General features: G+C 60.0%; 21 protein-coding genes and 1 pseudogene. 9 read left to right on the top strand and 13 right to left on the bottom strand.

Features of this window, described 5'->3' with window-relative positions; translation table 11 throughout:
- The first annotated feature begins 13 nt into the window (after window positions 1-13).
- The 5 genes from OQE56_RS03195 to OQE56_RS03215 all read left to right on the top strand — a co-directional run bounded on the left by OQE56_RS03195 (window position 14) and on the right by OQE56_RS03215 (window position 7,251).
- Window positions 14-1,072, top strand: coding sequence for a beta-keto acid cleavage family enzyme (locus OQE56_RS03195; RefSeq protein ID WP_267221468.1), 1,059 nt, complete (start codon window positions 14-16; stop codon window positions 1,070-1,072).
- A 118-nt stretch (window positions 1,073-1,190) separates the two neighbouring features.
- Window positions 1,191-2,510: an MFS transporter gene (locus OQE56_RS03200; protein WP_267221878.1), complete on the top strand. Its 1,320-nt coding sequence runs from the start codon at window positions 1,191-1,193 to the stop codon at window positions 2,508-2,510.
- Between the two features lie 34 nt (window positions 2,511-2,544).
- Window positions 2,545-3,096 carry an RBBP9/YdeN family alpha/beta hydrolase gene (locus OQE56_RS03205; protein WP_267221470.1) on the top strand — a complete coding sequence of 184 codons (552 nt, stop codon included), beginning with the start codon at window positions 2,545-2,547 and terminating at the stop codon, window positions 3,094-3,096.
- A 524-nt stretch (window positions 3,097-3,620) separates the two neighbouring features.
- Complete coding sequence (locus tag OQE56_RS03210; RefSeq protein ID WP_267221472.1) at window positions 3,621-5,432, top strand: DUF1302 domain-containing protein; 1,812 nt, start codon at window positions 3,621-3,623, stop codon at window positions 5,430-5,432.
- Window positions 5,433-5,613: 181 nt separating this feature from the next.
- Window positions 5,614-7,251, top strand: a complete 1,638-nt coding sequence (locus tag OQE56_RS03215; RefSeq protein ID WP_267221474.1) for a 3-(methylthio)propionyl-CoA ligase — start codon at window positions 5,614-5,616, stop codon at window positions 7,249-7,251.
- Between the two features lie 832 nt (window positions 7,252-8,083).
- Here OQE56_RS03215 and OQE56_RS03220 read toward each other — a convergent pair.
- The 5 genes from OQE56_RS03220 to OQE56_RS03240 all read right to left on the bottom strand — a co-directional run bounded on the left by OQE56_RS03220 (window position 8,084) and on the right by OQE56_RS03240 (window position 15,070).
- Window positions 8,084-8,818, bottom strand: coding sequence for an alpha/beta fold hydrolase (locus OQE56_RS03220; RefSeq protein ID WP_267221476.1), 735 nt, complete (start codon window positions 8,816-8,818; stop codon window positions 8,084-8,086).
- 208 nt (window positions 8,819-9,026) lie between these two features.
- Entirely contained in the window at window positions 9,027-10,229 is a 1,203-nt protein-coding gene (locus tag OQE56_RS03225) for a choice-of-anchor tandem repeat GloVer-containing protein (protein WP_267221477.1), read from the bottom strand.
- Window positions 10,216-12,984: an ankyrin repeat domain-containing protein gene (locus OQE56_RS03230; RefSeq protein WP_267221479.1), complete on the bottom strand. Its 2,769-nt coding sequence runs from the start codon at window positions 12,982-12,984 to the stop codon at window positions 10,216-10,218. The genes OQE56_RS03225 and OQE56_RS03230 overlap by 14 nt, the downstream gene beginning before the upstream one ends.
- A 223-nt stretch (window positions 12,985-13,207) precedes the next feature.
- Window positions 13,208-13,669 (bottom strand): DUF4288 domain-containing protein, encoded by a 462-nt coding sequence (locus OQE56_RS03235; RefSeq protein WP_267221481.1) that lies wholly within the window; start codon window positions 13,667-13,669, stop codon window positions 13,208-13,210.
- 195 nt (window positions 13,670-13,864) lie between these two features.
- Entirely contained in the window at window positions 13,865-15,070 is a 1,206-nt protein-coding gene (locus tag OQE56_RS03240) for an FG-GAP repeat domain-containing protein (protein WP_267221483.1), read from the bottom strand.
- 406 nt (window positions 15,071-15,476) lie between these two features.
- On the opposite strand from OQE56_RS03240, the gene OQE56_RS03245 reads away from it, so the two are divergent.
- Window positions 15,477-17,153, top strand: coding sequence for a hypothetical protein (locus OQE56_RS03245; protein WP_267221484.1), 1,677 nt, complete (start codon window positions 15,477-15,479; stop codon window positions 17,151-17,153).
- Between the two features lie 93 nt (window positions 17,154-17,246).
- Here the strand turns inward: OQE56_RS03245 and OQE56_RS03250 are convergent, their stop codons facing one another.
- On the bottom strand, window positions 17,247-17,687 hold the full coding sequence (locus tag OQE56_RS03250; protein ID WP_267221486.1) for a hypothetical protein: 441 nt from the start codon (window positions 17,685-17,687) through the stop codon (window positions 17,247-17,249).
- A gap of 652 nt (window positions 17,688-18,339) precedes the next feature.
- Here OQE56_RS03250 and OQE56_RS03255 point away from each other — a divergent pair.
- A complete protein-coding gene (locus OQE56_RS03255; RefSeq protein WP_267221488.1) occupies window positions 18,340-18,669 on the top strand; it encodes a hypothetical protein in 330 nt (109 codons plus the stop codon).
- Window positions 18,670-18,818: 149 nt separating this feature from the next.
- A complete protein-coding gene (locus OQE56_RS03260) occupies window positions 18,819-19,145 on the top strand; it encodes a HigA family addiction module antitoxin (RefSeq protein WP_267221490.1) in 327 nt (108 codons plus the stop codon).
- 352 nt (window positions 19,146-19,497) lie between these two features.
- Here the strand turns inward: OQE56_RS03260 and OQE56_RS03265 are convergent, their stop codons facing one another.
- The 6 genes and pseudogenes from OQE56_RS03265 to OQE56_RS03290 form a co-directional block, all read right to left on the bottom strand.
- Window positions 19,498-19,914 carry a hypothetical protein gene (locus tag OQE56_RS03265; protein ID WP_267221492.1) on the bottom strand — a complete coding sequence of 139 codons (417 nt, stop codon included), beginning with the start codon at window positions 19,912-19,914 and terminating at the stop codon, window positions 19,498-19,500.
- A 69-nt stretch (window positions 19,915-19,983) separates the two neighbouring features.
- On the bottom strand, window positions 19,984-20,442 hold the full coding sequence (locus tag OQE56_RS03270) for a GNAT family N-acetyltransferase (protein WP_267221494.1): 459 nt from the start codon (window positions 20,440-20,442) through the stop codon (window positions 19,984-19,986).
- A 210-nt stretch (window positions 20,443-20,652) separates the two neighbouring features.
- The gene (locus tag OQE56_RS03275) at window positions 20,653-21,156 is read right to left on the bottom strand and encodes a hypothetical protein (RefSeq protein WP_267221496.1); all 504 of its coding nucleotides are present in this window, start codon (window positions 21,154-21,156) and stop codon (window positions 20,653-20,655) included.
- Between the two features lie 91 nt (window positions 21,157-21,247).
- Window positions 21,248-21,433, bottom strand: a pseudogene (locus tag OQE56_RS03280) (transposase); the annotation flags it as partial.
- Window positions 21,434-21,567: 134 nt separating this feature from the next.
- Window positions 21,568-22,899 (bottom strand): pyridoxamine 5'-phosphate oxidase family protein, encoded by a 1,332-nt coding sequence (locus tag OQE56_RS03285; RefSeq protein WP_267221498.1) that lies wholly within the window; start codon window positions 22,897-22,899, stop codon window positions 21,568-21,570.
- Window positions 22,896-23,369 carry a pyridoxamine 5'-phosphate oxidase family protein gene (locus tag OQE56_RS03290; RefSeq protein ID WP_267221499.1) on the bottom strand — a complete coding sequence of 158 codons (474 nt, stop codon included), beginning with the start codon at window positions 23,367-23,369 and terminating at the stop codon, window positions 22,896-22,898. The genes OQE56_RS03285 and OQE56_RS03290 overlap by 4 nt, the downstream gene beginning before the upstream one ends.
- A gap of 117 nt (window positions 23,370-23,486) precedes the next feature.
- Between OQE56_RS03290 and OQE56_RS03295 the strand changes: the two genes are divergently transcribed.
- On the top strand, window positions 23,487-25,010 hold the full coding sequence (locus tag OQE56_RS03295) for a flavin-containing monooxygenase (RefSeq protein ID WP_267221500.1): 1,524 nt from the start codon (window positions 23,487-23,489) through the stop codon (window positions 25,008-25,010).
- Window positions 25,011-25,308: 298 nt separating this feature from the next.
- Here the strand turns inward: OQE56_RS03295 and OQE56_RS03300 are convergent, their stop codons facing one another.
- Window positions 25,309-25,683 (bottom strand): hypothetical protein, encoded by a 375-nt coding sequence (locus OQE56_RS03300; RefSeq protein ID WP_267221501.1) that lies wholly within the window; start codon window positions 25,681-25,683, stop codon window positions 25,309-25,311.
- Window positions 25,684-26,000: the final 317 nt, after the last annotated feature.

The following is a 26,000-nucleotide window of genomic DNA, read 5'->3' on the forward strand; positions in this document are numbered from 1 at the left end:
AACAGGAGAAGCCATGAACTTCCTCGACGGTTCGCTCTTTCCCGAGCACCAGGACAAACTGGTCATCACCGCAGCGCCTTATGGTCCCGAGTGGATCCCTTCGGATTTTCCGGATGACATTCCCGTCACCATGGAGGAGCAGATCCAGAAGGCGGTCGACTGTTACAACGCCGGCGCCAGCGTGTTGCACCTGCACGTGCGCGAACTGGACGGCAAGGGCTCCAAGCGCCTGTCCATGTTCAACGAACTCATTGCCGGCGTACGCAAGGCAGTGCCTGACATGGTTATCCAGGTCGGCGGCTCGATCTCCTTCGCGCCAGAGACCGACGGCGCGAGCGCCAAGTGGCTGAAAGACGATACCCGCCACATGCTGGCCGAACTCGATCCCAAGCCGGATCAGGTAACGGTCACCGTCAATACGACCCAGATGAACGTGGTCGAACAGATGGAGATGGCGGACCTCGCCGGTACCTCCATGGCCGAAGCGCCAACCTACCAGGCCTATCGCGAAATGATTGTGCCGTCTGGTCCGGGCTTCATCGAAGAGCACATCAAGCGCCTGACCGCTGCAGGTATCCAGAGCGCCTTTCAGTTCTACAACATCAACAGCTACGAGACCGTCGAGCGCCTCATTCGCCGCGGCGTCTACAAGGGGCCGCTGGTGTGCAACTGGGTGGCGATCGGCGGCGGCATGGACCAGCCCACCATCTACAGTCTTGCCAACTTCCTGCGCGCCATCCCCGACGGCACCATGCTGACGGTGGAGAGCAGCATGCGCAACGTGCTGCCCATCAACATGATGGGCATCGCCATGGGCCTGCACGTGCGCTGTGGCATCGAAGACAACCTTTGGAACCAGTCGCGCACCGGCAAGATGACCACGGTGCAGCAGATTGAACAGCTCGTGCGCATTTCGCGCGAGTTCGGCCGCGAGGTCGCCAACGGCAAGGAAGCACGCGAGATCCTGAAGATCGGCGTGTTCTACGACACCATCGATGAAACGTTGGCTGCCAACGGTTTTTCACCCAATCGCAAGCCGGGAAAGCTGGGCCTGGCCGAGCTTGCTGCCTGAGTTGTAACGGCTAACCGGGTGGGGTGCTGTTAGCACCCTGCCCGTCAGGCCAAAGCGTGACGTGTTCCGTCGCGCCATCACATCCGGCGACGATGCCGGCGAGGAGAACACCTTGGCAATGCACTACGTCGACGCACCAACGCTGGGCGCCCCGGTCACATCCATAGACAAGCCGCGCGTCTACGCCTGGCTGGTATTTGCGCTCACTTTCGGCCTGCTGCTGTCGGACTACATGTCGCGCCAGGTGCTCAACGCCGTCTTTCCGCTGCTCAAGGCGGAATGGGCACTTTCGGATACACAGCTCGGCTCGCTCTCCGGCATCGTTGCCTTGCTGGTGGGTGTGCTGACCTTCCCGCTGTCCGTGATGGCTGACCGCTGGGGGCGCGTACGCAGCATTCTTCTGATGGCAACGCTCTGGAGCCTCGCCACTCTCGCCTGCGGCATCGCTACCAGCTACGGCCAAATGCTGACGGCTCGTTTCTTCGTCGGCCTCGGTGAGGCAGCTTACGGCAGCGTGGGCATCGCGCTGATCATCAGCATCTTCCCGCCGTATCTGCGTTCAACGCTGACCGGTGCCTTCATGGCCGGTGGTGCTTTCGGCTCAGTGGTGGGTATGGCCGTCGGCGGCGTGTTCGCCGCGCGATTCGGCTGGCGCTCGGCGTTCGTTGCCATGGCCATCTTTGGCGCCGCGCTCGTTGTGACCTATGCGCTGACCGTCAATGAGCGGCGACTGCGTGGCAGTCATGCCGCCGCCGCGGATCTGCGCAACCGCCGGCCCGGCTTCAACTTGTCGCTGCGCAACCTGTTTGCCGGTCTGTTCTCCTCCACCTCGGTGATCTGCGCGTATATCGGCAGTGGCTTGCAGCTGTTCATCATGGCCGCCGTCATCGCGTGGATGCCCAGCTATCTCAATCGCTACTACGCCATGACGCCTGACAAGGCTGGTGTCACCGCTGCGGCGTTCGTGCTGATTGGCGCGATCGGCATGGTGGTCTGTGGCGTTGTCACCGATCGTGTATGCCGCCATTCGCCACCGCGAAAGTTCGCGATGGCCATGGCCTACTGCCTGACTACCGCGATCATTCTCGGCGTGGCGTTCCAGCTCGAGCCTGGCGTCAAGCAGCTTGCCGTTATCGGCGTCGGCATGTTCCTCGCGGCGGGCACCTGTGGCCCGGCTGGCGCCATGGTCGCCAATCTCACGCCCACGCCGATTCATGCCACGGCCTTTGCGACGCTCACGCTCGCCAACAACTTGCTTGGCCTTGCTCCCGGGCCGCTGCTGACCGGCATGCTGGCCGATCAGGTCGGATTGCAGGACGCATTCAAGGTCATTCCCTTGATGGCACTGTTAGCTTCGCTCGCCTTCTGGTTCGGCCGCGCCAACTACGCCCAGGATATCGCGCGCGTGCAGAACCAGGCGCTCGCCACGGAAGCGTGACCTTTTCGACTTCGACATTCGACGGATGCACCACATGACGAGCCCGACGATCCTCATGGTTCCCGGTCTGCGCGACCATGTCGCCGACCACTGGCAGACCTTGCTCGAAGCCAGACTTCCAAACGCACGCTCGGTGCCGCCGTTGGAACACGACAAGCTGAGCTGCGATGCCCGCGTGGCAGCGCTCGACAAGGCACTGGCTGCCATCGAGGGCCCGGTGATGCTTGTCGCGCACAGTGCGGGCGTGATGATTACGGTGCATTGGGCGCAGAAGCATCATCGCCCTATCCATGCCGCATTGCTGGCAACGCCAGCCGACCTGGAATCGCCGATGCCTGCCGGCTACCCGACCATGGACACCTTGCGCGATCACGGCTGGCTGCCGATTCCGCGTACAAACCTGCCCTTCCCCACCATACTTGCCTCCAGCAACAACGATCCACTGTGCAGCGCGCCGCGCGCGGCCACGCTGGCGAACGACTGGGGCAGCTTGCTGTTTGAACTGGGCGACGTCGGGCATCTCAATCCGGCGGCCGGTTACGGTCCGTGGCCCATGGCAGAAACTTTGATCCAATCCCTGCTGTGACATAGCAAGCGAGCCTCGCGTGCCCGCTCGCGAGCGGGCGTGCTCCGGGCGATCTCTTCCCGGAATTAGCCACCCTTATCCGGCGTTCTTCATCGGAGACGCTCGCACGCGCCGTGCAGGCATCCCTGCCTTCGTGATCAACGTGCATTGCCTTCGTCGCATGAGATCGCGCGACGCATCGGCGTGTTTCATGGCCTTCGCGTGCAGCGCCGATGGCCACTCCCCCACCGTACTGGGGGGGGTCTTACGCAGGCACCGGCTGGAATCTGGTCATACCAGAAGCCATCGCTGTCGGCTTCGCCGGAGAGGAAAACACCCTCACTGCGTAACCCACTACGTGGCACGCATCCGGCGACAGTGCAGATCCGGCGATTGCTACCACCCGAAAGAATTTCGCCGCGCAGCTCGGGAGAACTTCATGGGGCGGCCTGGCGAGACGTATCCGCACGTGATGCGCCAGCCGCCAGAGCTGGCCGTGCGGCGGACTTACAGACACAGCGCAAGACATGGGGGAGGACAGTTGCATGAAGAAGTTTGATGGGGAGATCGAACGCCGCGGCGTGCCGGCCATCCGCTTGATGGCACTCGCTGTCGCAGTGGCGCTCGGTTCCGTGGGCGCGGCACACGCAGTCGAAATCAACACCGGTAATCCCGACATCGATATTCGCTGGGATAACACCATTCGCTACAACCTTGGGCATCGCGCGCATTCCCAGGATCAGTCGATCCTCAACAGCCCGAACAACGACGACGGCGACCGCAACTTCGGCAACGGCTCCATCGTGACCAACCGCCTGGATGTGCTGAGCGAGTTCGACTTCACGTACAAAAAGAACTATGGCTTCCGCATCAGTGCGGACGGCTGGTACGACCAGGCCTATAGCTCGCTGGACAACACGCACGTGTCCTCGTCCAACCACATTGTCGATGGCAAGCCGGCACTTGGCCTGCCCAACTACACCGAACGCTATTTCGAGGGCCCGTCGGCGCAGCTGCTCGACGCCTTCGCCTTCGCCAACTTCGACATCGATGGCGTGAACGTCAATACCAAGGCCGGTCGTTATGACCTGTTCTGGGGCGAGGCGCTGCTCAATCCGATCCATTCGTTGAGCTACGGCCAGTCGCCACTCGATATCGGCAAGCTGCTTACCGTGCCTGGCGCCACTGCCAAGGAGCTGTTCCGTCCGCGTCCACAGCTGTCGGCACAGATCCAGGCCACGCCCACCATCTCGGTCGAAGGCCAGTACTACCTTGGCTGGGAACAGGTGTACTACCCGGAGTCGGGTTCCTACATGGATCCCAATGACGCCGTTCTGCAGGGCGGCCAGTCGATCTACATCAACGCGACCCAGCGCGCACTGCGCGGCCAGGACATCACCCCGAAGGGTACGGGCGACTGGGGCGTGTCGATGCACTGGAGTCCGCAGTCCATCGACTCCACCTTTGGCCTCTACTACCGCAACACCTCCGATATCCAGCCACAGTTCATGCTGGCCCCGGCGGTGGCGCCCAACGTCCCCGCTGCAACCTGCAAGGCGCTCAAGTTCCAGCCGCTGCCGAAGAATATCTGCTACATCGACCCGGCGATGGCCACGGTGCCGCAGATCCTGCAGGGCAATATCGGCCAGTACATGGCCACCTATGCCGACAACATCGACATCTACGGCCTGAGCTTCGCCAAGCAGATTCTCGGCGTCAGCTTCAGTGCGGAAGTGAACTACCGCCACAACATGCCGTTGGTGAGCATTCCGGTGCAGTTGTTGCCGGCGCCGCTGGCCAGCAAGGTGCCGGGCGCGATCACCACGCTGCCGTCGGATGGCAACACCGCCGGCGCACGTGGCGACACCTGGCATGCGGTCACCGACTTCGCCGGCATCGTACCCAAGACCCCGGTGTTCGATACCGCCAATTACGTCGTCGAATTCGTGTGGAGCCGCTGGGACAAGGTCACGCAGAATGCCAACGCGTTCGAGGGCACCAGCCCCGGTTACACCGGTATCGACAAGCCGACCAAGAATTACGTTGGCACCCAGTTGAGCTTCACGCCGACGTGGTTCCAGGTTTACCCAGGTGTGGACCTGCTGGCACCGATGACCTACACGATGGGTTTGACCGGCAACTCCGCTGTCACCTTCGGCGGCAACAAGGGCATGGGCAACTTCTCCTTCGGCGTCGGCGCGGACGTGCAGCAGCGTTATCGCTTCGACCTGAAGTACATCGGCTACGTTGGCCGTGTCGCCGTCAATCAGGCTGGCGTGGTCACCTCCAGCGCGGGCCTGGCGTCGTTGCTGCGCGATCGCAACTACATCGACCTGACGTTCCAGACCACCTTCTGACCGAAACACCCCGGCATCGTCGCGCTCATACGCGGCGATGCCGGCGAACTCCTATAAAAAAAATGGCATCTTCATTCAACAACCCGATGAAGCCTCGCCTTTTGATGAAGGTCCGATACGCCATGCCGGCGTTCTGCACCTGCTTCAAGCACATCCCCTGCCTTCTACACGGAACTCGACAATGATTGGCTTGATGATGCAGCAGCCGCTACTTGTCGCGTCCCTGCTGATCCATGCTGCCCGACACCATGCCGACCAGGAGATCGTGTCGCGCCGCGTGGAGGGTGACATTCATCGCTATCGATTCGTCGACCTCAGCGTACGCGCGCGCCGCCTGGCCAACGCACTCGCCGCCCTCGGCGTCCAGCCCGGTGATCGCGTGGCCACGCTCGCGTGGAATGGTTATCGCCATCTGGAGCTAAATTTCGCCGTATCGGGCTCCGGCGCCGTGCTCCACACCATCAACCCGCGACTTCATCTCGACCACATTGCTTACATCGTCGAACACGCCGACGACCGTGTGATCTTCTTCGACCTCACGTTCCTTCCCATCATCGAAGCATTGCAGCAACGGCTGACCACGCCCAGGTTGTTCGTGGCCATGTGCGACGTCACACACATGCCGACCGGGCGCGACGCGCTGCTGTGCTACGAACGTCTGATCGAACGCCACAAGAGCGACTTCGACTGGCCGTCGATGGACGAGAACACCGCCTCGTCGCTCTGCTATACATCAGGAACGACCGGCAACCCCAAGGGCGTGCTGTACAGCCATCGCTCCACGGTGTTGCATTCCTATGCCGGCGCGTTGCCCGATGCATTCAACTGCTCCGCGCGCGACGCCATCCTGCCGGTCGTACCCATGTTCCACGTCAATGCGTGGGGCCTGCCGTTCATCGCTTGCATGGTCGGCGCGAAATTGGTGCTTCCCGGGCCGGCGCTGGATGGGAAATCGCTGTACGAACTGATCGAAGCCGAGCAGGTGACGATGTCCGCCGGCGTGCCCACCATCTGGCAAGGATTGCTCTCGCACGTTTCCGGACGCACCAGCGCCTTCTCGTCAATGAAACGCACGGTGATCGGCGGCGCCCCATGCCCGACCGCCATGGCGATACAATTCCAAAAGGTGCATCAGGTCGACGTACTGCATGCGTGGGGCATGACCGAACTGAGCCCCTTGGGCACCGTCTGCAGCCTCAAGCCAAACCAGCTCGCGCTCCCCGAGGACGCGCGTTACGGCATTCAGGCGAAGCAAGGACGCGCCGTGTACGGCATCGACATGAAGATCGTCGACCCCAATGGCAAGGCGCTGTCCTGGGACGGCGAATCCGTGGGCGACCTGCTCGTTCGCGGTAACTGGGTGGCCAGCGCCTACTTCGGCGAGTCATCCGGCCAACCTCTCCGTGACGGCTGGTTCCCCACCGGAGATATGGCGAAGATCGATCGCGACGGCTTCATGCAGATCACCGACCGGAGCAAAGACGTCATCAAGTCGGGCGGCGAATGGATCAGCTCCATCGACATCGAAAACATCGCCTGCCTTCATCCCGGCGTAGCAAGCGCGACCTGCATCGGGGTGCGTCACCCCAAATGGGATGAGCGTCCGCTGCTGCTCATCATCCGAACATCGGGAAGCACGCTGGAACGTGACGAACTGCTTGCGTTCCTTGATGGCAAGCTCGCCCGTTGGTGGAAGCCGGACGATGTGATCTTTCTTGAAAGCTTCCCGCTTGGTGCCACCGGCAAGGTGCTCAAAGCCAAGCTGAGAGAGCAGTACGGTGACCACTACGCCTGCCTGGATACGGCGAAGCCGGCCTAGCCTGGCGTTTGCGCAACGGGCTCAGACGCCCACTTCCCTGCTTCACACAAGAGAGCCCGCCCCGGCTACGGAAGTGAATGCGCACCACGAAGCATCGGCGCAAGCGCAAGCAGGGAATCATCACAATGCGGCCGAAGCATGCCGTGCAATGTATCCGACCGACCGCGATAGCTGCGCGGAGCCGGCAGCGGGGAGCATCCTCTTAAGGTCCGCTATGAGTCGGGAGCGGACCTTACTTGGAAAGCGCGCAGGTTACTTCGGCAACCACTGACGATTCATTGAAATGAAGTGAAAGCTCCGGGAAGCCGCCACCCTTAGTCCTCGGCTTCGGGCTACCAATGAAATATGTCCATCGAAGAACTCGGCTCGACTCGTCTCGCCATTTTTCTCTTTCTTCGAGGTCAGGCGCTCCCCAAATTGAACGAATTCGAGTCAAGGAAAGGCCTACGAGCTGACTGGTATCCGTGGGACATGCAAAGTGAGTGTCCGTCCCCACAGGTAGCGTCCTGACATATTTGAGCTTGGCACAGACGTCAATAAGCAAATCCGATGAGCTCTGGCCGCTGAATGCCGCGCATTCGGTCGAATCGCTGGGGGCGGCGCGAGGTAGATGCCCCCCCTTCGTCCATATGTGGCGCCAAGATAGGCAATAACACCAAGCACAAGCAGCGCACACACAATCCAGACTGATCTTTTCAAGAAACATCCTCGAAGGTCGGTGACAGGTGACGCTCAACTTCGAAACACCGGCCGAACGTTTCCAGCAATATGTTGCAACGACCGTCTGAAGTCGCAGTCGAAAGCGGACATTTCCAAACTCATCCGATCAAGGTCACATGCCGCCCATCGATACGGCTCTGCGATCGGCTATGCCTTGAAAGATCGAAGCAAAGATCATGTTCGCTGGGTCTTTAGCCATCGCCAGGTGGTCGGCTGCATCCATCACGTTCCACTCCACCAACGGAGCATGTTTAGTCAGAGCCCTTACCGCTTCGAGTGGGGCGTTTTGGTCATCACTACCGTGATAGACATAAATGGGTTGCGCCGCCCTGAGCTCCATTTTCGGCCAGCTATCATAGAAAGCGATGAAATCCTGCCAGGCGCCGCGTGCCAAGTCCTTGGACACGCCCCAGCCAGCCATCGTGTCTTGCCATGCCTGGTAGTCGCGTCCGTGAAATATCTCCAAGAGGCGACGAGTGTATGGCGACCTCACATGATCAGCGAATTCGCGTGGCGACCCCATTGCCGCAAGTAGCGTGCAATCTTTGACCTTCGAGCCATCCCACAACGCCAGATGCAAGGCGAAGGGGCCACCGCCACTACCGCCGATTGCATGGACGGCATCAATGCCCTTCGCTTCCAGATAGTTGATTGTGCCGCGGCTCACCGCCTCAAAACTCGGCGAAACGCCCTCATCGTCATACCAAGGCCGAGTCGGGCAAATCAACCGGATACCAAACTGTGTCGCAAGCTCATGGAGTTCAGCGCCCGAGTCACCGCACCCGGGTGAACCAAAATGCAGTATCGCCGGAATTCCCTCGCTATCCCCGAGTTCGTAGTGCTTCATACGAGCTCCATTGGCAATTTATCCGGCAACCCTTCCGGCCCGACCTGACCATCGCACAGTAGTTCTTGCTTGATGTCCGCTCCGGGTCGGAAACGGACATAACAAAGTCGATACGATCACTTGCTGCTTGAGAGCCTCCTGGGGTTCCTTGACGCGTCATGCACGCCATCGCAATCCAGCGCCCGCGAGATGAACCTGCCGGCTTAACTCACCGCTGCTGCACGATCTTGAACACTGCACCACTAGTGCCGTCTCCATAGCCACCGAACGTGCCGTATAGCGCGCCATCCGGCCCCAACGTAAGTGCGCCGGGAGATCTAGCTTGTGACGGAAAGCTGAGCACATTAGAAACTGCCCCATCAGTAGTCACCTGCAGCAGCGTGATCGGCTCTGGCCCGTAGTGACTGACGAGTCCATACATTTTGCCGTCACTGCTCAACAGCAAGCCGGAATACGACTGGACGGGCATTGATTTGGCGAAGGCAGAAACCCAGGCGACGTTTCCAAGCGGCGAAACCCGGAATACGCCACTGCTTTGCTCACCTGGCAATTGCCAATGCGTGATGCCAACCAAATCCCCGCCCGGCAGAACCGCCATCTGCCCCCGTGCGCCGGCGAGCTTGCGTTGGTCCTCGGTCATCTTGAGGGGGTTGAAGATCTCGCCAACAGACTTATTAGCTCCGGGTTCGACGCTTCGCATGATCGAGAGCATATTGGGGTCGGTTTTGTAGATGTGGCCATCCACCCCCACAACTGCATCGGCACAGATCGAGACGCTGCTGGTGCCGACCTCGCTACCTTGGTTGCCGTTGTGCGCGGCGTTTAACAAGATCTGTCCGCCAGGCACGGTATTCGAGAGTCCGGAAAACACATCGGGCTGCGCCGCAGCGCGCTCACCCGCAGAGAGCAGCTGGAAGCCACCGTCGCGGCGGTCGCTCACACTATAGATTTTGCCGTCACTGCCTTTGACCGATACGACATAGGGTATGGTCCCAGTAGGGACCTGGAACCGATGAACGACGGCAAAGTCAGCTCGGGAGTTGATACGAAATACAACGTGGTGGGTGCCTCGCGCCGTACCGTAGAAGTCACCGCTTTTGGTAGGAACAAGGCAGCTCTCGGGGTACAGGCCGTCACGCCCGGTGAACTCATGCAGTACTTTAAGTTCGCCTTTTGCTGTGACGAGGAAAACCGTGCCGCCGCCGTAGGTACCACCCCGTTCGGTAGTCCCAATCACGTCGCCATCGGGGAGAACCTGAACTGGGCCGGCCGGCCATGCACCCTCGACGCTGTTCGGCGTGTGGTGGAAAACATGAAGCAGTTCGAACTTGAACGTGTCGGCATGAACTGGAGCGGTCGCCGCCCAGCAAGCAATAGCAGCACCGAGCCACCGCAGGCTATTTGATGTCATAGCGCACCGGCAGGTAGGAGCACATCTTGGTCACACCGGTATGGCTCACCTTCCAGACATCATGGTTATGGCTGCTGGACCCTTCGGCGGAATTGGTCTCGACGTAGATTGTTCCGTGATAACGAATCAGATGGGCTTCCTCGTCCGCGGCCTCAATCTTCTTCAGAGTCCGCTCCGGCATGTCATCCTTGCCCAACACAACTGGCCACGCAGTCTGATATTCAGCGCCGCAGCCGGCACCGGAGGAAGCACTCCCGGTGACAATGGCTACAGACATCGGATGGCCGTCGTTATAGATATCGGCCCTTGCTGTGGGCCCCAGCATGTAATTCCATTGGCCGCCGGGCACATCCGTGTCCGAGCCGAGAGATTCCGCTGCAACCTCGACTGGCTCACCCTCCTCGGCCTGCACCTGCTCGACCTTGCCGTCGCGCACGGCATTGCATAGCTCAGAGTCAGCAGCTTTTATCACTTGCTGTGGATTGCGGGGAACCAGTTTGAAAGTACAGAACTGCGTAGAGTCCAAGTTCCCCGTGAAGCCGTAGAGCACGACATCGTGACTCCGGCCGTTGTTGGTTAGCAGATATGTGTCGGTACCGTGGTTCTCCAACTCCTCGCTCACAAAGGCATCTTCATTGGCATCGGCGTACACCTGCTTCTTGAAGTCATGCGTCCAGATATCAAATGTTGACGTACGGCAAGTACCTCCGGATGAGCGAACGACTACCTTGGTCCGCACGCCGCGAATCAGGGCATTGGCAATCTCGGTTGAACCAAAGTCATCCGCTTCCCGCTGAAGGGCAGGAGGAAGCTCCTCCTCGTTCTGGAAATCCAACGGAACCGGTGTAAAGGGAGCAGCGTCCTGATCCGCATGCAGTAGAGCCTCATCGAGCCTGTCGCGCGTGGCCTCGCATAGCCCAGGCGGAGCGGCGCTGACAGGTGCGTGATGGTCGAGGGACACATGGTCCGCCGAGCCCAAATCCTTGAGTCGCGCCGATTCGACCCAGCCCCAGCTTTTTGAGCGCGGGCCGCTGTACTGCACATCGGTCCAGGCGTCGCAACGGGTGCCTATCACCACCCGATCGCCGGCAACTAGGTAGGCGTTGCCGTCGCAGCTCTTGTCTCCTCCCGTGCACTTCGGCGGATAGTCCGGGTGCAGGAACAGCTTTTCGCCCGGTTGGCCGTCCACCTCCGCCACCTGACCACTCTGATCATTCCAGTATGCAGGTCTGCTGTCACAGCCGCCGCCGAAAAATGCCGGAGGACGTGGACTGAGGTCGACGCCGGAGGCATTTGCGCCATGTGCCTTCAAGTCCTGGGCCAGTTGGTATTCCCCCTTGTTCATCGCCACTTCGACCATGGGGATGTTACTGACGCTGGCATCAGCCCCATGCTGTAGCAGCAACTTCGCGCAATCGAAATGACCTTCAAGCATGGCGATGGACAAGGCCGTCTGGCCTTCCGACTTTGCCCCGGCGCGGACGTTGACATCAGCGCCATGGGAGAGCAGTGCGGCCATCGCTTTCAAGTTGCCGGACTGCGCAGCGAGTTGGAGGGGCGTGTAGGCATGGTCGGATATCGAATCTGTTGTTCCTTTCACATCCACCCGCGCTCCCTTGTTCACCAGATAGTCCACCCAGGGGCCGGTGTCGCCGTTAGCGAGTGCCGCGTAATGCAGCAGCGTATAGCCCCGATGGTCTGCCGCGTTGATCGAAGCACCGTGCGCCAGGAGGAGATCAATCATGCGCCCGTCCGTAGCGGGCTGCGCACGAACCAGGTCGAGCGCCAACAGCGGGGTTTGACCGGCGTGGTTGGTGCCGTTGACGTCCAGGCCCTTTTTAAGCAGGTCATCTAGAAGTTCCACTCCAAGGGAATTCTGCACCACCAGGTGTAGCAGCGGATCGCCATAAGGAATCTGCGAGGTGGGGATGTCCGCACCCTTGCTGATCAGCAAGCGCGCGACGGCCACGTTCCTCTGTGCGATGGCGTACCAAAGCGTCAGGCGCTTTCCGGCATGGAGGTCCACGCCACAGCCAATCAACTGGTCTAACAGGCCCGCATCGATCTGAGCGGCCGCCGGGCTCAAGATCGCGAGATCCAGCAGGGTATGGTCGGCCAGGTCCAGGTACTTGCAGGGCGCTTTATGCTGAATCAAGGCACGTGCTGCGACGAACTGACCGAATCGGAATGCACTTCCCAGCGGCATATCGCCGGAGTGATCCAACTGGTCAAGCTTGGCTCCGTGCGCGAGCAGCAATTCCATCATGTCTACTCGCCCCATCTTGGCAGCGTGGTGCAGCGCAGTAGCGCCATTGACGTCGGCACGGTTGATATCAGCCCCCTTGGTCAAAAGCAGCTTGGCAACACCCAAGCTTCCTCTGACCGAGGCATTTATCAGTGGGCCGAACGGGTCATCGCCTTCTGGATTGACGGTGGCGCCGTGAGTAATTAGGGCCTTTGCGGCTTCGAGATCATCGTTGCGCGCGGCTTGATCGATCGGCGTGACACCATCATAAGATCCAAGGAGCCCGGGTTTGGGGTCGTGAAGATTCACGTCCGCGCCATGGGCTATAAGGAACTCGACCATGGCCTCTTGGCGGGCCTGCACGGCCAAACTGAGAAGGGTGCGGCGCCCATCGCCCGCCGGGCTGTTGACCCCATGGCCGGAAGCCAGATAGGCACTGATGGCGTTGATGTCCCCGGCACGAATCGCCTCCGCCACTGCCGGAGGGTCGGCCCGCAGCGCAGCCGACATTAAAAGGATGCAGCAAGCCAAAGCGCAGGAACGCACGGTACTCTCCCCCTAAAGTGTCTTCACACTAGCAGGGGTTCGTGCAGAGACCCTGCAACTGGTATGAAGACTTGTGGCGATCCTGAGCAAAAAGGACGATGCCCAGCAACCCGGCAATACTGGCGCCCTACTGACCACTAGGTGATGGGTCAGCCCAAGCAATCAGGACGTGGTCGAGGCGCATTGATTATGTCTGCTTCGGGTCGGAAGCAATGGGATGGACTCCTCCCCACCCACGGCCTTTGCCATTCTTCTGCTTGCGAGGCCTTCCGGAGGTAATCATACGGATGGCGCTTAGTTGGCTTTCCTCAGGAATCAATAACGACGCCCGCTCTTTTGGTCGCTTCCGCAGGGTGATGTCATACCAGACCTCATCCTCATCACACTCGAGTCCGAGGTGAAGCAAGTCCATCACCCCAACGAACTCGAAACGCACAATCGCGCCGGAATCATTCTTATAGGAATGCTGGGCAACCTTCCCACGCTTCTTCGCAAGAGCTAGGGCTTTGCGTGCAGTGGTAGAACGCAGAACCAAGATTCGTTCCTCGCAAAGCCGCATGACGTTTTCCTCGCCATTTGCGACGACGCGATACTGAAACATGAGTTTGGCGGCAAACCTAAATTCCTCAGCGCTGTCACCAACCGACATTTCCCCCTCCCTTGCCGTTCGAGACTAGGTCCGCTTCGGGTCGGAAGCAGACGTTACCGAATGATTCTGGTACTCGACTTCCTAACGACCGCCATCTGCTCCACTAGGGGGCTCAGGAGCTTGTTGTTATGCCAACCGGGGCGCGTTCTGCGCCCCGGTTAGTGTTGCCTGCGTGGTCTTGCCACCGTGGCGCCTTTACCAATTGGCCGGATTGGCCGTTCCATTGGCCGGCGCACCGACTAACCACCAACCGACAGGGTAGGTCCAGCTATCTCTGCCGGGCATGATGCCCCCGTTGCCCGAAAATAAGAGGTCGGAGCCAGGCAAGCCGTTGGTACTGATCGTAGTGTTTGCCTGATCGATGCTGTACAGGCCGGTGGCGTTGACGCCATTACCCTGGATGACATAGCCGCCCGAACCCAAGGGGAACGCGCCGCCGTCCCAGCCCGTGCCGCCCTGAAATCCGGTCTGGTTGCCTCGAGCATCAAAGATGCGGGAAAAAATGCCGCCCGTGGCGATACCGCCAGGTGAACCGACACTGGCCTGGTAATACTGGATGCCCATGCCGCTACCCATGTAACCGCCGCCCATGGCCCAGATACTGGTGAGGTTTCCGACGGCGCTGGTGAGGTTATAAGAGGCGAACCAGCCCGGCTTGCTGTCCCAGATATAAAGATCGTTCGCGGCGCTGGTCCACAGAATGCTCAGCCGGTTGGACGGCTGGTAGTAGCCGATGCCGATGGGATAGTAGCCACAGGCGATATCGATGATCTGGTAACCGGTGGGCACTGCCCCGTGCATCGTCCAGTAGCCGAACTTGCACTCCGACGGGTCGAGCCACAGCAGGTCGTCATAGCCATCGCCGTCGATATCGCCCGCACCGACCAACTGCCACTGGCTGGGATAGGTCCCGATCTTGGTGGACGACCAACTACCGTTCCGGTTGTTGGTCCATAGCCAGAGATCGTGATTGGCGCTGGTGAAGACGAGGTCGGCGTAGCCATCATTGTTGAAGTCGCCTACGGCGCCAACGAAATAACCGGGAGTCACCGCAAAGGAGGCCAGCCCGGTCCGCGTCACGCCACCGCCTGAAAATGGCACACCCACGGTCGTGGCGTTCATGGTCCAGTAGCCCACCTGACTGAGGATGGGGTTAAACCACAGCAGGTCCGACGTGCCGTCGCCATTGAAGTCACCCGGGACATATTTGCTACCCGGCTTCGGTGTCGCCACTTGCAGGGCGGGCAAGGTCCCGAAGGAAACCGTCGGCGACGTTACGGTCGCGGACGTGGCCGCCATTTCAGGCGCGAGTTGGTTTGAAGCCGACGCGTCATGCGACCAGGACGCGGCAAACAGGCACGACAAAGCGATACCGCCGAGGCGGCTGTAATGCTTGAACATGATTTCCCCCCGTTATTGACCTGGCCACTAGGCCAGGTACTTCCAGCCTTCAGCTTAAATGAATTCCGGCGCGTCTACCTGTGCCCGCCGGTCTGCCCGTAGCGAGGCCCGACAAAGGTTGCCGGACACTTTCCAAAGAAGATCAGGGAACGCTTTAACGCAAGAACTGGCGCCCTGATCGCCCGTTCGACCCTCCACGCGGACGAAAGCGTTGCAGACTCTTCACATCACCAAGCCCCATCGACGCAGACTCTTTCGATCAGCACAAATTCTTTCGCGACGCGGACGTATAGACGTCCACGCCGCCAAGCCAAGCCTCGGCGGCTTGTCAAGAAGCCTTCATGGGCCAGCACTAGCGTGGTCCCGCTCGCCCAGTCCTGGGCAGGCCTTACCCCTGGAGACCACCATGACAAACCGCTTTGCTCGGCAGCGTATCGGCGCGACCCTTGCGCTCGTTTTGTTCGGCACCGGCGCACTCGCCCATGCCGATGATTCATGGAACCGGCGTGACTTCCATTTCTTTCCGGGCAATCTCGTTCTCAGTCGCAGCGTGTACGACAACAAGGCCAGCAACGTGCAAGTCGGCGCGATTCTTCCGGTGAATTGCGGCAGCACGACGGGCGGTTGTGGCGCGGCCAGTGGCGCTCCGTTCGACGGCACCTATCCCTACCTATGGAACAACGACCTGTACGACGGCAGCTTCGGCATCACGGCGCGCATCTACCTCGACCAGATCACTCCGGACGGCCACCTCGTTGATACGCTGCAGGTACCGAACAGCCTGCTTCCGGCGGCGCCGGAAGGCGAGCTGGTCACCAGCTTCAGCTCGAAATCCGAGCTCGCGCTGCACCTGTCGCAGGACCATAAGTACCTCACGTTCATGGGCTACGTCGCCCCGGTAAATACCCTCGACGTATCCAACTCGAACACACCCGGCGCCATCGATCCAACCAATCCGGATGGACAGGCGTTCTACCGCGCCGTGGCCACCGTAGACCGCAAGGGCCATTTCACCTTTACCGAAACAAATGCCTACAGCGGCAACAATGGCCGGGCCGCCATCCTCATCAATCGCCATGGCGCCGATTACTTTTACACAGCCGGCAACGCGGGCAATGGGGGCAATCCGCAGCCTGCCGGTATCGTGCTCGGGGCCGGTGCACAGTTCATCAGCCCGGCACACCTGCCGGAGATTTCGCAACACCCGGCTATCACGACCCCGCTGGCCAGCTTCTCCATCACGGCACTGGGCCTGAAGGCCGACAAGCTCGGCAAGGACGACAACTTCCGCGGCATCACGGTGCACGACAACGTGGTGTATTTCACCAAGGGCAGCGGCGGCAACGGCGTGAACACGGTGTACTTCGTCGACACCACCGGCACGGCCTGCCCCAACGGTGTCGGCGTGCCAGTGGCCGGCGCTCCGCTACCCAGCGCACCGCTGGCTTACAACGCGAGCACATTGCTGACCAATGGGCTGCCGACCAATATGTGCATCCTCGCCGGCTTCCCGACCACACCCGCGAAAACCGCCAAGACGCTGTCCTATCCGTTCTCCTTGTGGTTCGCCGACGCCAACACGCTCTACGTGGCGGATGAGGGCGACGGCTATGCGGGCGGCGCCGATCTGTACACGCATGCTGCTGCGCAGACCACCGCAGGCCTGCAGAAGTGGGTGTACGACGGCAACAGCAAGACATGGTCGCTGGCCTACACCTTGAAGGCCGGCCTCAACCTGGGCCAGGCCTATACGGTGGGTGGCTATCCCACCGGCATCAACACCGCCACCAACCTGCCGTGGTCGCCGGCCACGGATGGGCTGCGCAACCTGACGGGCCAACTCGATGACGACGGCAAGGTGACGATCTGGGCCACCACCTCGACGATCAGCGGCAATGGCGACACGGGCGCCGATCCGAACCAGCTGGTGGCCATTCGCGACACGCTGAAGAACAGCGATGCCTCGGTCGCCGCTAAGGAGGAGTTCGTGACAGTGCGCTCGGCGAAGTTTGCCGAGGTGTTGCGCGGCATATCGTTCGCACCGGATCAAGGTCCGGAGCGTAGCGACCGCGATCAGCACTGAAACAGGGGTTGCAAAGCCCTGGCATAGCACGAGGCGTCGGCGAATACGCCGGCGCCTCGCAAGCCCCTCGGGGGCAATCCGGTTCAGTCAGCTCTACTTGTCTTCTGAAATCGTCAAGCCACCCACGCTCACGCCGAGCTCGATACCTTGGCCCGCGCCTGAAAGCGCAAGAGAGACCTCGCCCTTGGTGAGCACCTGTGCCGTGCCGGCCTTCACGGCACCTGCGCTGGCATCCGCCTGTGCGTAAGTACCCAGCACATCACTTATTTTGATGATGTCGCTGAAATTGCCGACGCCATTGTCAATGCGCGATTTACCCGCCGTCAGTCCACCACCATGACTTTCAAGCTTGACCTTCATGGTTTGACCGTTCTTGCAGGTAACCACACCATTACCGCTCATGTGCTTGTAGATCGCCGACCAGCCGGACAAGCTGAAACGCATGGTGCATTCCAGGTCAGCGGCACTGGCGATCTGGGAGAGGGTTAGCGCACACAGCACGATGGACGTCTGAACGAGGCCTCGACCTTTCATGGGATGACTCCGTGACGGATGGTGAAAGTTCTGGAAACCAATCGTAGGTTGGGCGGTGTGGCACCCAAGGCCTGAAGACGATGCCCGGATGGAGATCGTCGATCTCCCACGCGACCATGCGTCACCAGAAACGTATCGTCCCGCAAAGACGTGCTGCAAAAAACCGTAGTTTTACGGAGAGCCCGGCTTACCCATCAGTCCATGCTGCGCTGGGGCGAAGCATCCGCTCCGGGTCGGGAGCGGACACGTGCAAGCCCTCACGCGCGACGCAAGATGCTACCCATAAGGGCAAAGGCGGCGCCATAGGTCGCTATGCCGAGCGGAAGGCTCGCAACGGCAACGCAGGGGGCCGCGTCGACTTTCCTTGTTTGACGGTGCGCGAGGCCGGAAAAAGTGCACCCTGCCCTCGGATTTCGTGAGCTGAGTTCAGCCGTCAGGCCATTCGGTCGGCATGTCGGCAGACACAGGGGTAGCGCGTCAAGGCAAACCCCTACAGCGGCCCGTGGCGGCCCTGAGTACTCTCGGTGGGTCGCTCGCGGTGTCTATTCACCGGTTGCCGCGAGTGACCATGACAGCAATGTCGTGAAGCGCGGGCCGCGAGTGCTAGAGACACTCACGACCCGCTGACCAAAGCCAACCATAGGAGTTGATCTTGGCTACCCACGATCATACGGCACGCGCACGCCTGCCCGTTCCCGCCGGCAGCACCCACACTCCTCCACCCGACACCCTCAACGGGTCGGCGTCGGCACACCCTCCTGAGCTCGTATTCACCCGCGAAGACCTCGCCCTGGCGGCGTATGCCCTGACGCGGCTACGCATTGACCACGAGCAGTGCCTGCACGCCCGCGCCGAAGGGCTTCCCCGCAAGTCGTTGGAATGGCCGCTTTCGGCCTCCGTGGCCATTGCAGTGGCCACCGCTATCCAGTGCCTTGAACGTCTGGTGGATGGGTACGGTGAAGCGTCCAGAGTGAACGCTTAGCCCCGTCCTTGTGATCGTTCCCCGTGGCGCGTCGATCCCCATCGATGCGCCACACCTGGGCGATCACGCACAGCGTCGCAGGACATTCCCCGACACGCATCGATGTCATCCCTGATGCGTCGCCTTGCCGTGCCTGACCGGAAAACCCGATGAATCTGATCCGCCTCGACCCGCATCTGCGGGTGGACCCTTCACAGCGCCTGCGCACCCCCGGCGAGGTGCTGAAGCACGACTACCTGATACCCCGAGCCATGACCCTCTCCGCTCTCGCCCGCCGCACGGGGATTACCGTGACCAGACTGCGGCGACTCATCATCGGCGAGGTACCCATGCGCGCCAACGTCGCCCTTCGCCTCGCCGTGGTACTCAACACCAGCGCGCTCTACTGGATGCTGCTGCAAGTGCAGTGCGACCTGGAGCGGGAAAGGCGTGGGCGCGAATTCGGGATAAAGGGGCCAAGTGCTTCTTCGCGTTAGGTCACCCAGAAAAGGAAGCAGGGAAGCACTCGGAGCCCCTTTGCTTGGTTCCGTGCACATCGCTCCCTTTCCAACGTGCGATGTTCGCTTCGGGTCGAAAGCGGACACCCCCTTATGACTTTCGCCGTCTGCGACGCAAAATTCCAACAAGTAAAACGATCATCCCGAAGAGGATGGCGCAACCACACGCCCGAGCCATCGGGTAGCTGCTTCGAAAACAGTTCAATGCGCCAAAGCCGAGGCAAATCATTGCTCCTGCCAATGCGCCTCTCGAACCTTCCTTGGAACTCTTCACGACTCCTGTACTCCATATCTTTGTTGCGGACGTCAGCTCTGGGTCGAGAGCGGACACTCAACTCTTAGCCACGCGCAAGCTCGACTTACCTACGGCGATACGAAAGATCCAGACGCCCAGTGTGGATGCGGCGATGAAGACAAGATTCACGCGAAGAGCGGGCCCAATCGGCCCTGCCATCCCTGGACCGAAAATCACCAACGGGATGGCCTGCAACAACTCGACGACCAAGAAGTAGAGAGTCCCTTGTACCAAAACACTCTGTCGGATCGGCCAGATAAACCAAATGGATATCAGGCAGACGACGACGGCGGTGGCAACGAACTTCGTCAATTCAAAGCGCTTGGTAGCCAACGCCCACGAATCGCCCCAAGAATCGGGGTTCGTACGCAATAGGTGGTAAAGGCCTCCCTCTACGACAAGCAACGCGACGACCAGCAAGCACGCAAAAGCAACAATCCGTTTGAATCGCATGTACCCCTCCCTAGAACGTGACTACAAAGATCATCACCCGTTTGGTCCGCTTCGGGTCGGAAGCGGGCGTTAGCCACCAAGCAGCTTCCTAGTCACCCCCGCCTGCAAAGCCTTGGTAAGAGCATATCGCGCGCCACCGGGCGGAAAGTCAGGCAATCTGCTGAAAACGGCGTAGCCACGCTTCTCATAGAAGGGCAACGCCTGGAAATCGAATGTTTCGAGGAATGCTTTGGTGCAACCTCTTTGGATCGCGGCCTCCTCGATAAGCGCCATCAGAGCGCTTCCATAACCTTGACCTCGCAATTCTTCTTGAAGCCACAGTGCGCTGACTTGCAGCCAACTCACGTACGCAGCTCCAACAACGCCACCTAACATCTTCCCTTCGCTATCTCGCACGGTCGCCACAAGATATTCCGGCGTCGCGCCGTTGGTGCGGGTCTGATTGAAAGCAAGCAATCCTTGGACGATTGCATTGATGTCGCTACCACTGGGCTTGTCTTCTAGCACCGTGCAGAGTGAGGTGGTCATTGCTATCCCTATGTATAGTTTGGTACGAACGTCCTTGCCGGTAGAGCGCGAAGATTGCAATTCATTAACAGCTCTATGTCTGCTCCGGGTTGCGGATTCAGCCTGTCGTTGCAATACACTGAAGACTGCGCGAGCAGCAGGAGTGTGTTGCAACGACCGGCTGAATCTGCAGTCGAAAGCGGATATTTCATCTGACCGCAGTGCCGTAAATTAACGGATCACCCTCAGGGCTGTTTTCAGGCCGACCAGGGTTGTCGAATCTGAAGGGTTTCCGACGAGGATTGCCGCGTCGGGCAGCCACCTTATCGACCGATGACCCTTTAAGAGAATCCCATCGCTGAATCGGACAGCATTTGGATATGCCGACCAGTCCGCTCTGACATTCGATGCGCCTGTGCTTATGTCGAGGCCGGCATCAGTCAGTGAAACTGTCACCTCGGCCCCGAAACCGGCCTTACGCCTGAACCTCTTCATCAGACCCCGTTTCGTGGCCCAGATGCCGGCTACCATGACTAGGCATGTGATCATGAAGAATGGTGCGACTCCCTCCACCAGCGACGTGCTGACCGCCAAGACAATACAGAGAGCACATGCCGCGCCCATGAGGCCGAATTGAACCGGAAGCCTCAGTAACAGTGGTCCTTGCCGATATTGCCGGTCGATCACGACCGCGAAGTAATCGGCATCGCATACATAGCGATAGTCAACCTGCACAACCCCTCCTTTGTGCTCACCAGCCGATGCTGCCCACCCTGGTGAGGGTGGACCGATCCGAATTTTGCCACGTCCACTTTGGGTTGCGGATTCAGCCGGTCGTTGCAACAGTTTGATGAAATCGTTCGGCCGGTGTTTCGTAGTTTAAGGTTTTTCTTGGCCGCCCATTCAAGCGCCTCGCCACGGCATCGAGCTGCGCTTGCGAGAACCCGGAGAGATCCATTCCCTTTGGAAAATACTGCCTAAGAAGGCCGTTGGTGTTCTCGTTGGATCCACGTAGTCAGCGTGAACCGTTGATGTTGGGCCAGCTCCGACCCGAGTCTTATTGGGCGAGAATTAGTCCGACTACGGTTCCAAAGATGGGCCCAGTGGCTCGTAGCTCGGATCGAGATCTGCATGGTCTCTTGCCGCCTATCCAGTGTGTGAGAATACGGGCATTCCATCGATAGCCAGTGTGACCTGGCCCCGTCCAGCATGGATCAGCCGCACTGGAAGATTCTTTTCGTCCAGTCGACGCCGCAACAATAGAAGACGCGTTTCGAGATTGTCTTTGATATCGGGCAGCCTGAGCGTTTCTGCCAGGCGGATTTCGCGGTTGGTAAAGTCGCGCCTTCCTTCGCTGATATAGGCGTCGAGCATGTAGGCCAGAAGGCGCCCCGCGACACCTTTAATCACGTAAGCGTTATCGATGAAGACGCTGTCGTCATACGTATGGTGACTGATCTGGATGGCACGGTTGCCACGCTGCTGGTGCGCTGCACTTGCGGCCACCGGCTCGGCTTCTGGCGCGAGCGCTTCGCAAAGCGCAAGTGCGAGTGCGCACTGGTTCGCCATCATTTCCAGTGCGGTTTCATGTGTCGTGGTGAAGGCAAGTCGATCACGGCTCTCGACAAAGAGCACCCCGCGCAGGGTCCCCTGCGCGAGAAGCGGCATGGCGATCTGACTTATGGCATCGGGCAGACTCGGCAGCACAATCGTTCGGGTCCGGTCCTCATCGGAGTCGCTCGTGGCTTCAATCGCGGCCCCCATCCTGAGCACTCGGCTCATATCGTTGATCTTCACCGGGCGTTTGCTTCCGGCGGCGATGCCGATAAGACCGTCGTCAAAGGCAATTTCCGAACCAATGCCGGAGCGATCGTAGCCTCGGCTGGCGACTGTGGTGAGCAGCCGGCGCACGTTGTCGCCAAGCAGTACGACGACCTGGCTGAAGCCGAGGTCCTCGCATCCGTCGAGCAAGGCGCCGAGAGCCTGCTCTGTACCGCTTTGCGCGCTGATCGCGCTCATCGCCCGGCCAAGGACCGTGAGGTCGAGGGTTGATGGCACGTCTGATGTGTCGATGGTCTCGACGGGAGACGCAACGGCGACGATGGCGTTGACCTGGAAAATATCGACCGCTTTCAGGCGCATGACCCCGGCCAATCCAACTTGCGCGCTGCTAGCCCGCAATTGGTCCGACACGCGGTCAAAGAGTTCACCCTCATCGCGCGACGTGACCCAGGTGACATCAAGCCTGTACTGCCCACCATCACGCGCGCTGACCAGCAGCAGTGACGCTTGCGGATTGGCGCGCATATTCGCGGCCGTCTTGGCCAAGAACTGGTTGGATATCGCAACGTGCGCGTCGTCTACGAGCACGACATGCGACAGATAGGAGATGTTGGGCGTGCCATCGGCCGCGACAGTCGCAATAATCGAAGGAATGACTCCTTCGAAACAATCGTCGAGGTCGCGAAGCCGTATCATGATGCAACGTCCTCTCCCGCAGCGGTGCCGGCTTTGGGCCCTGGCGTCTGCACATAAGCCTCCTTCACGAAGACACGTGCAACAGTCAATTCACGTTCCGTGATGAACGGCGATACCAGATGGGCGGGGTGGCCAAGACCGCTGAAGTGCGCATAAAGCATGGCCTGGTAGCGACGGGACTGCTCCAGGTCCTCTTGCTCCGCGGGACGGAGACAAGCGGCGCCCTTCAATTGATATGAAACATAGTCGGCAGGGCGCGAAAACGTGATCGCGGCCTGTCCGTTGGCGGCCAGGTTGGACGTGGTTTCCGGCCATTGCCACGCGGAAATGAACAGTTCGATGTTCTCGTCGTCCACGATTCGGGCGCCGACGGCCCGACCGATTGACGGCCTGTTCGCTCCATCTCGCGTCCCGACAATGATCATCACGGGGCTCACGACAAAGCGCTTGATTTCCTCCGAGAGTCGCATAGGCCCTCCTGCTTCTCCGCCCTTTAGGAAACCCGACCGTTTGCTTAGGCAATATTTAGGAACGCCTTTGGCCGCCAAGAATTATAACGTGGGGCCCACCACGAATGAGAGCTATACATGAAGCATCGAGAGAAGGACATTGTCGCGATCATTGGCGCAGGGCCCGCAGGTTTGGTTTCGGCACGCTGGCTAGCGCAACATGGAATCGAGTCCGTTTTGTTCGAGGCCGACGACCGGCTTGGCGGCCAATGGAACTTGGCAGGCGAAGCGGGCAAGACCTGGGCGGGGATGCGCACCAACACCAGCCGCGTGATGTCGGCGTTCTCCGATCTCGACCACGCCGCGGACGTGGCCATCTATCCGCGACAGGATCAGATGCTGGCCTATCTGGAGCGCTACGCCACCAAATTCGATCTGGTAAGGCGCATCCAGTTTGGAACGCGCGTCGAGCGGCTCGAGGCTGCGCAGGATGGCGGCTGGCTGTTGCGCTTGCGGAAGCAAGATGAGGTGGTCGAGAAAACGTTCAACCGCGTCATAGTAGCCACGGGTGCCCAGGCTCACCCAATGGTGCCGGAAATTCCGGGCATCGAAGGCTTCACAGGTGCCTTTGGTATTGCGCATACCGCTCAATACGAAGGGGCCGAACGTTACCGGGGACATTCGGTTGTGATCGGCGGGTGTTCGATCAGCGCATTGGAAATCGCTTCCGACCTCGCATTCGGTGGCGCGCAGGTCACATCCGCCTACCGGCGACAGCGCTATATTTTGCCCAAGCTGATAGCGGGTGTGCCCACCGAACATGTGCTGTTCAATCGCGCTGCTGCTCTTGCAGGCGAGGTGCTTCCAGTCGAAGCGCTTGCTGAAGGGCTTAAGGCGACCGTATTGAGGGCGGGTGGCAGTCCCGCTCAATTTGGTGCGCCCGAGCCACATGCGAACATCTTCGCAGCTGGCATTTCGCAGTCACAAAGCTATCTGCCGGCAGTAGCCGAGGGCCGAATCACCGTTCGCCCGTGGATCGAGCGCATCGACAAAGACACTGTGTTTTTTTCCGACGGCACTCATGCGACGCCCGACGCCATTTTGTTCGGTACAGGTTATGGCCTGTCTTTGCCTTGGCTAGCTGCCGACATCGCGAGGACGCTTGGCTTCGACGGCAAGGGGATCGATCTTTACGATCATACGTTCCACCCTGACCTCGATGGGCTGGCGTTTGTTGGCCTCTTCAACCTGATCGGCCCCTATCTTCCGGTGTTGGAGCTGCAGGCTCGCTGGATTACCTACGTACTGGCTGGCCGCGTAGCCATGCCGACACGGGCGGAGATGGAGCGGGGGCTCAACGCGTGCCGGGCGATGCGAGAACGCAATCAAGAGTCGGTGCTGCATCAAACTGCGATCTGCCTTGCGCGCCACGCGGAGGTGGAGCCCGACCTGGAGCGCTGGCCCGATCTGGAGCGCGCGCTGCTGTTCGGCCCGCTTTCGCCCGTTTCATTCCGGTTGCAGGGCGCAGATTCCCTCGATGATGCACACGTGCGAACAAAAGCTGCAGCAGCGGCATTTGGTGCCATAAGGTCCACGACCTTCACCTCCGACGAGCTGCAACTCCGACGCTTGATTCAGGAAGGCCAATCGCTCGTCGCATGAGCGATGGGTTTCGGCTCATGCGCCAAGATGCGCGGCGTAGCGGAGGAATGGTCCGTTACGCCGCAAAAGCCAGATCATCGGGCTGTCTGCGCTTCACCCTTGGCTTGGGGTCTAGCGTCCTGGCGTATTCGGTGAGGTGGTGGATGGCGACCTTGAGCCCATCAGAATTGAGTTCATGCAAGCGGACGTTGCAGCAGCGATATCGCGACGGAAACACCGCAATTCCGGCAAACACCCTTAGCACAACGCTTGCACACACCACGGGCGGCCGTATCGCCCCTTCCGCCGGATGGAGCGCCTAATGGCTAATCGCGCTCGCAGGTAGATTCATCTCGAAAGACGAGTAGAACGGACTTTTCGGCGGCGAGAACAACGTCGCCTTCGCCGCCATGCTCTGGAAGCAAACGGCCACTTGCGAGTCACCCCTTCGCCAAGTCCTCAACACCTTTCCGGCCGAGTCCAGCTCAACTACGACGACAAAGGAGAATGGGTCCGGACCGTTAGCCACCAAGCAGGACGACATCGCAGCTTGCACTACCGGGGCCTGAGATTGAGCCAACGCCAGTTGTTGCTCAGCCGATAGCGATTTTTCGTCGCGATCAGCCCATACCTTGGCATCGAAAAATGTCACATCGGTGGCAAAGGCAGCAGGCGCGGCGATTAGCAAAAGCAAAAGGCAAATCCTGCCCATATCTCCCCCATGGATTCGGCCCAAACTTGGCCTGAGTTGAGCATAGCTATTACGTCCGCTTCGGGCAGGAAGCGGACATTAGTAAATGACTACCCGAGTCTGGAGCCTGCCGACTAGGCACCAGCCTCGCAACACGATGTAACCAGCACCACCATCGATGCCGCTGAAAAGATCCGGGCGGGCGTCGTGGCGGATGCTTATGTCGTATGGATAGATTTCGTCGCCGGGTTTCATGCGGCTACTAATGGCGGACCATTCATGGTCGGCACTGAAGCGCCTGTCCATCTCATCCTTGCCCA

The organism is Dyella silvae (assembly GCF_026421305.1).
In the GTDB taxonomy this organism is placed as follows: Bacteria; Pseudomonadota; Gammaproteobacteria; order Xanthomonadales; family Rhodanobacteraceae; genus Dyella; species Dyella silvae.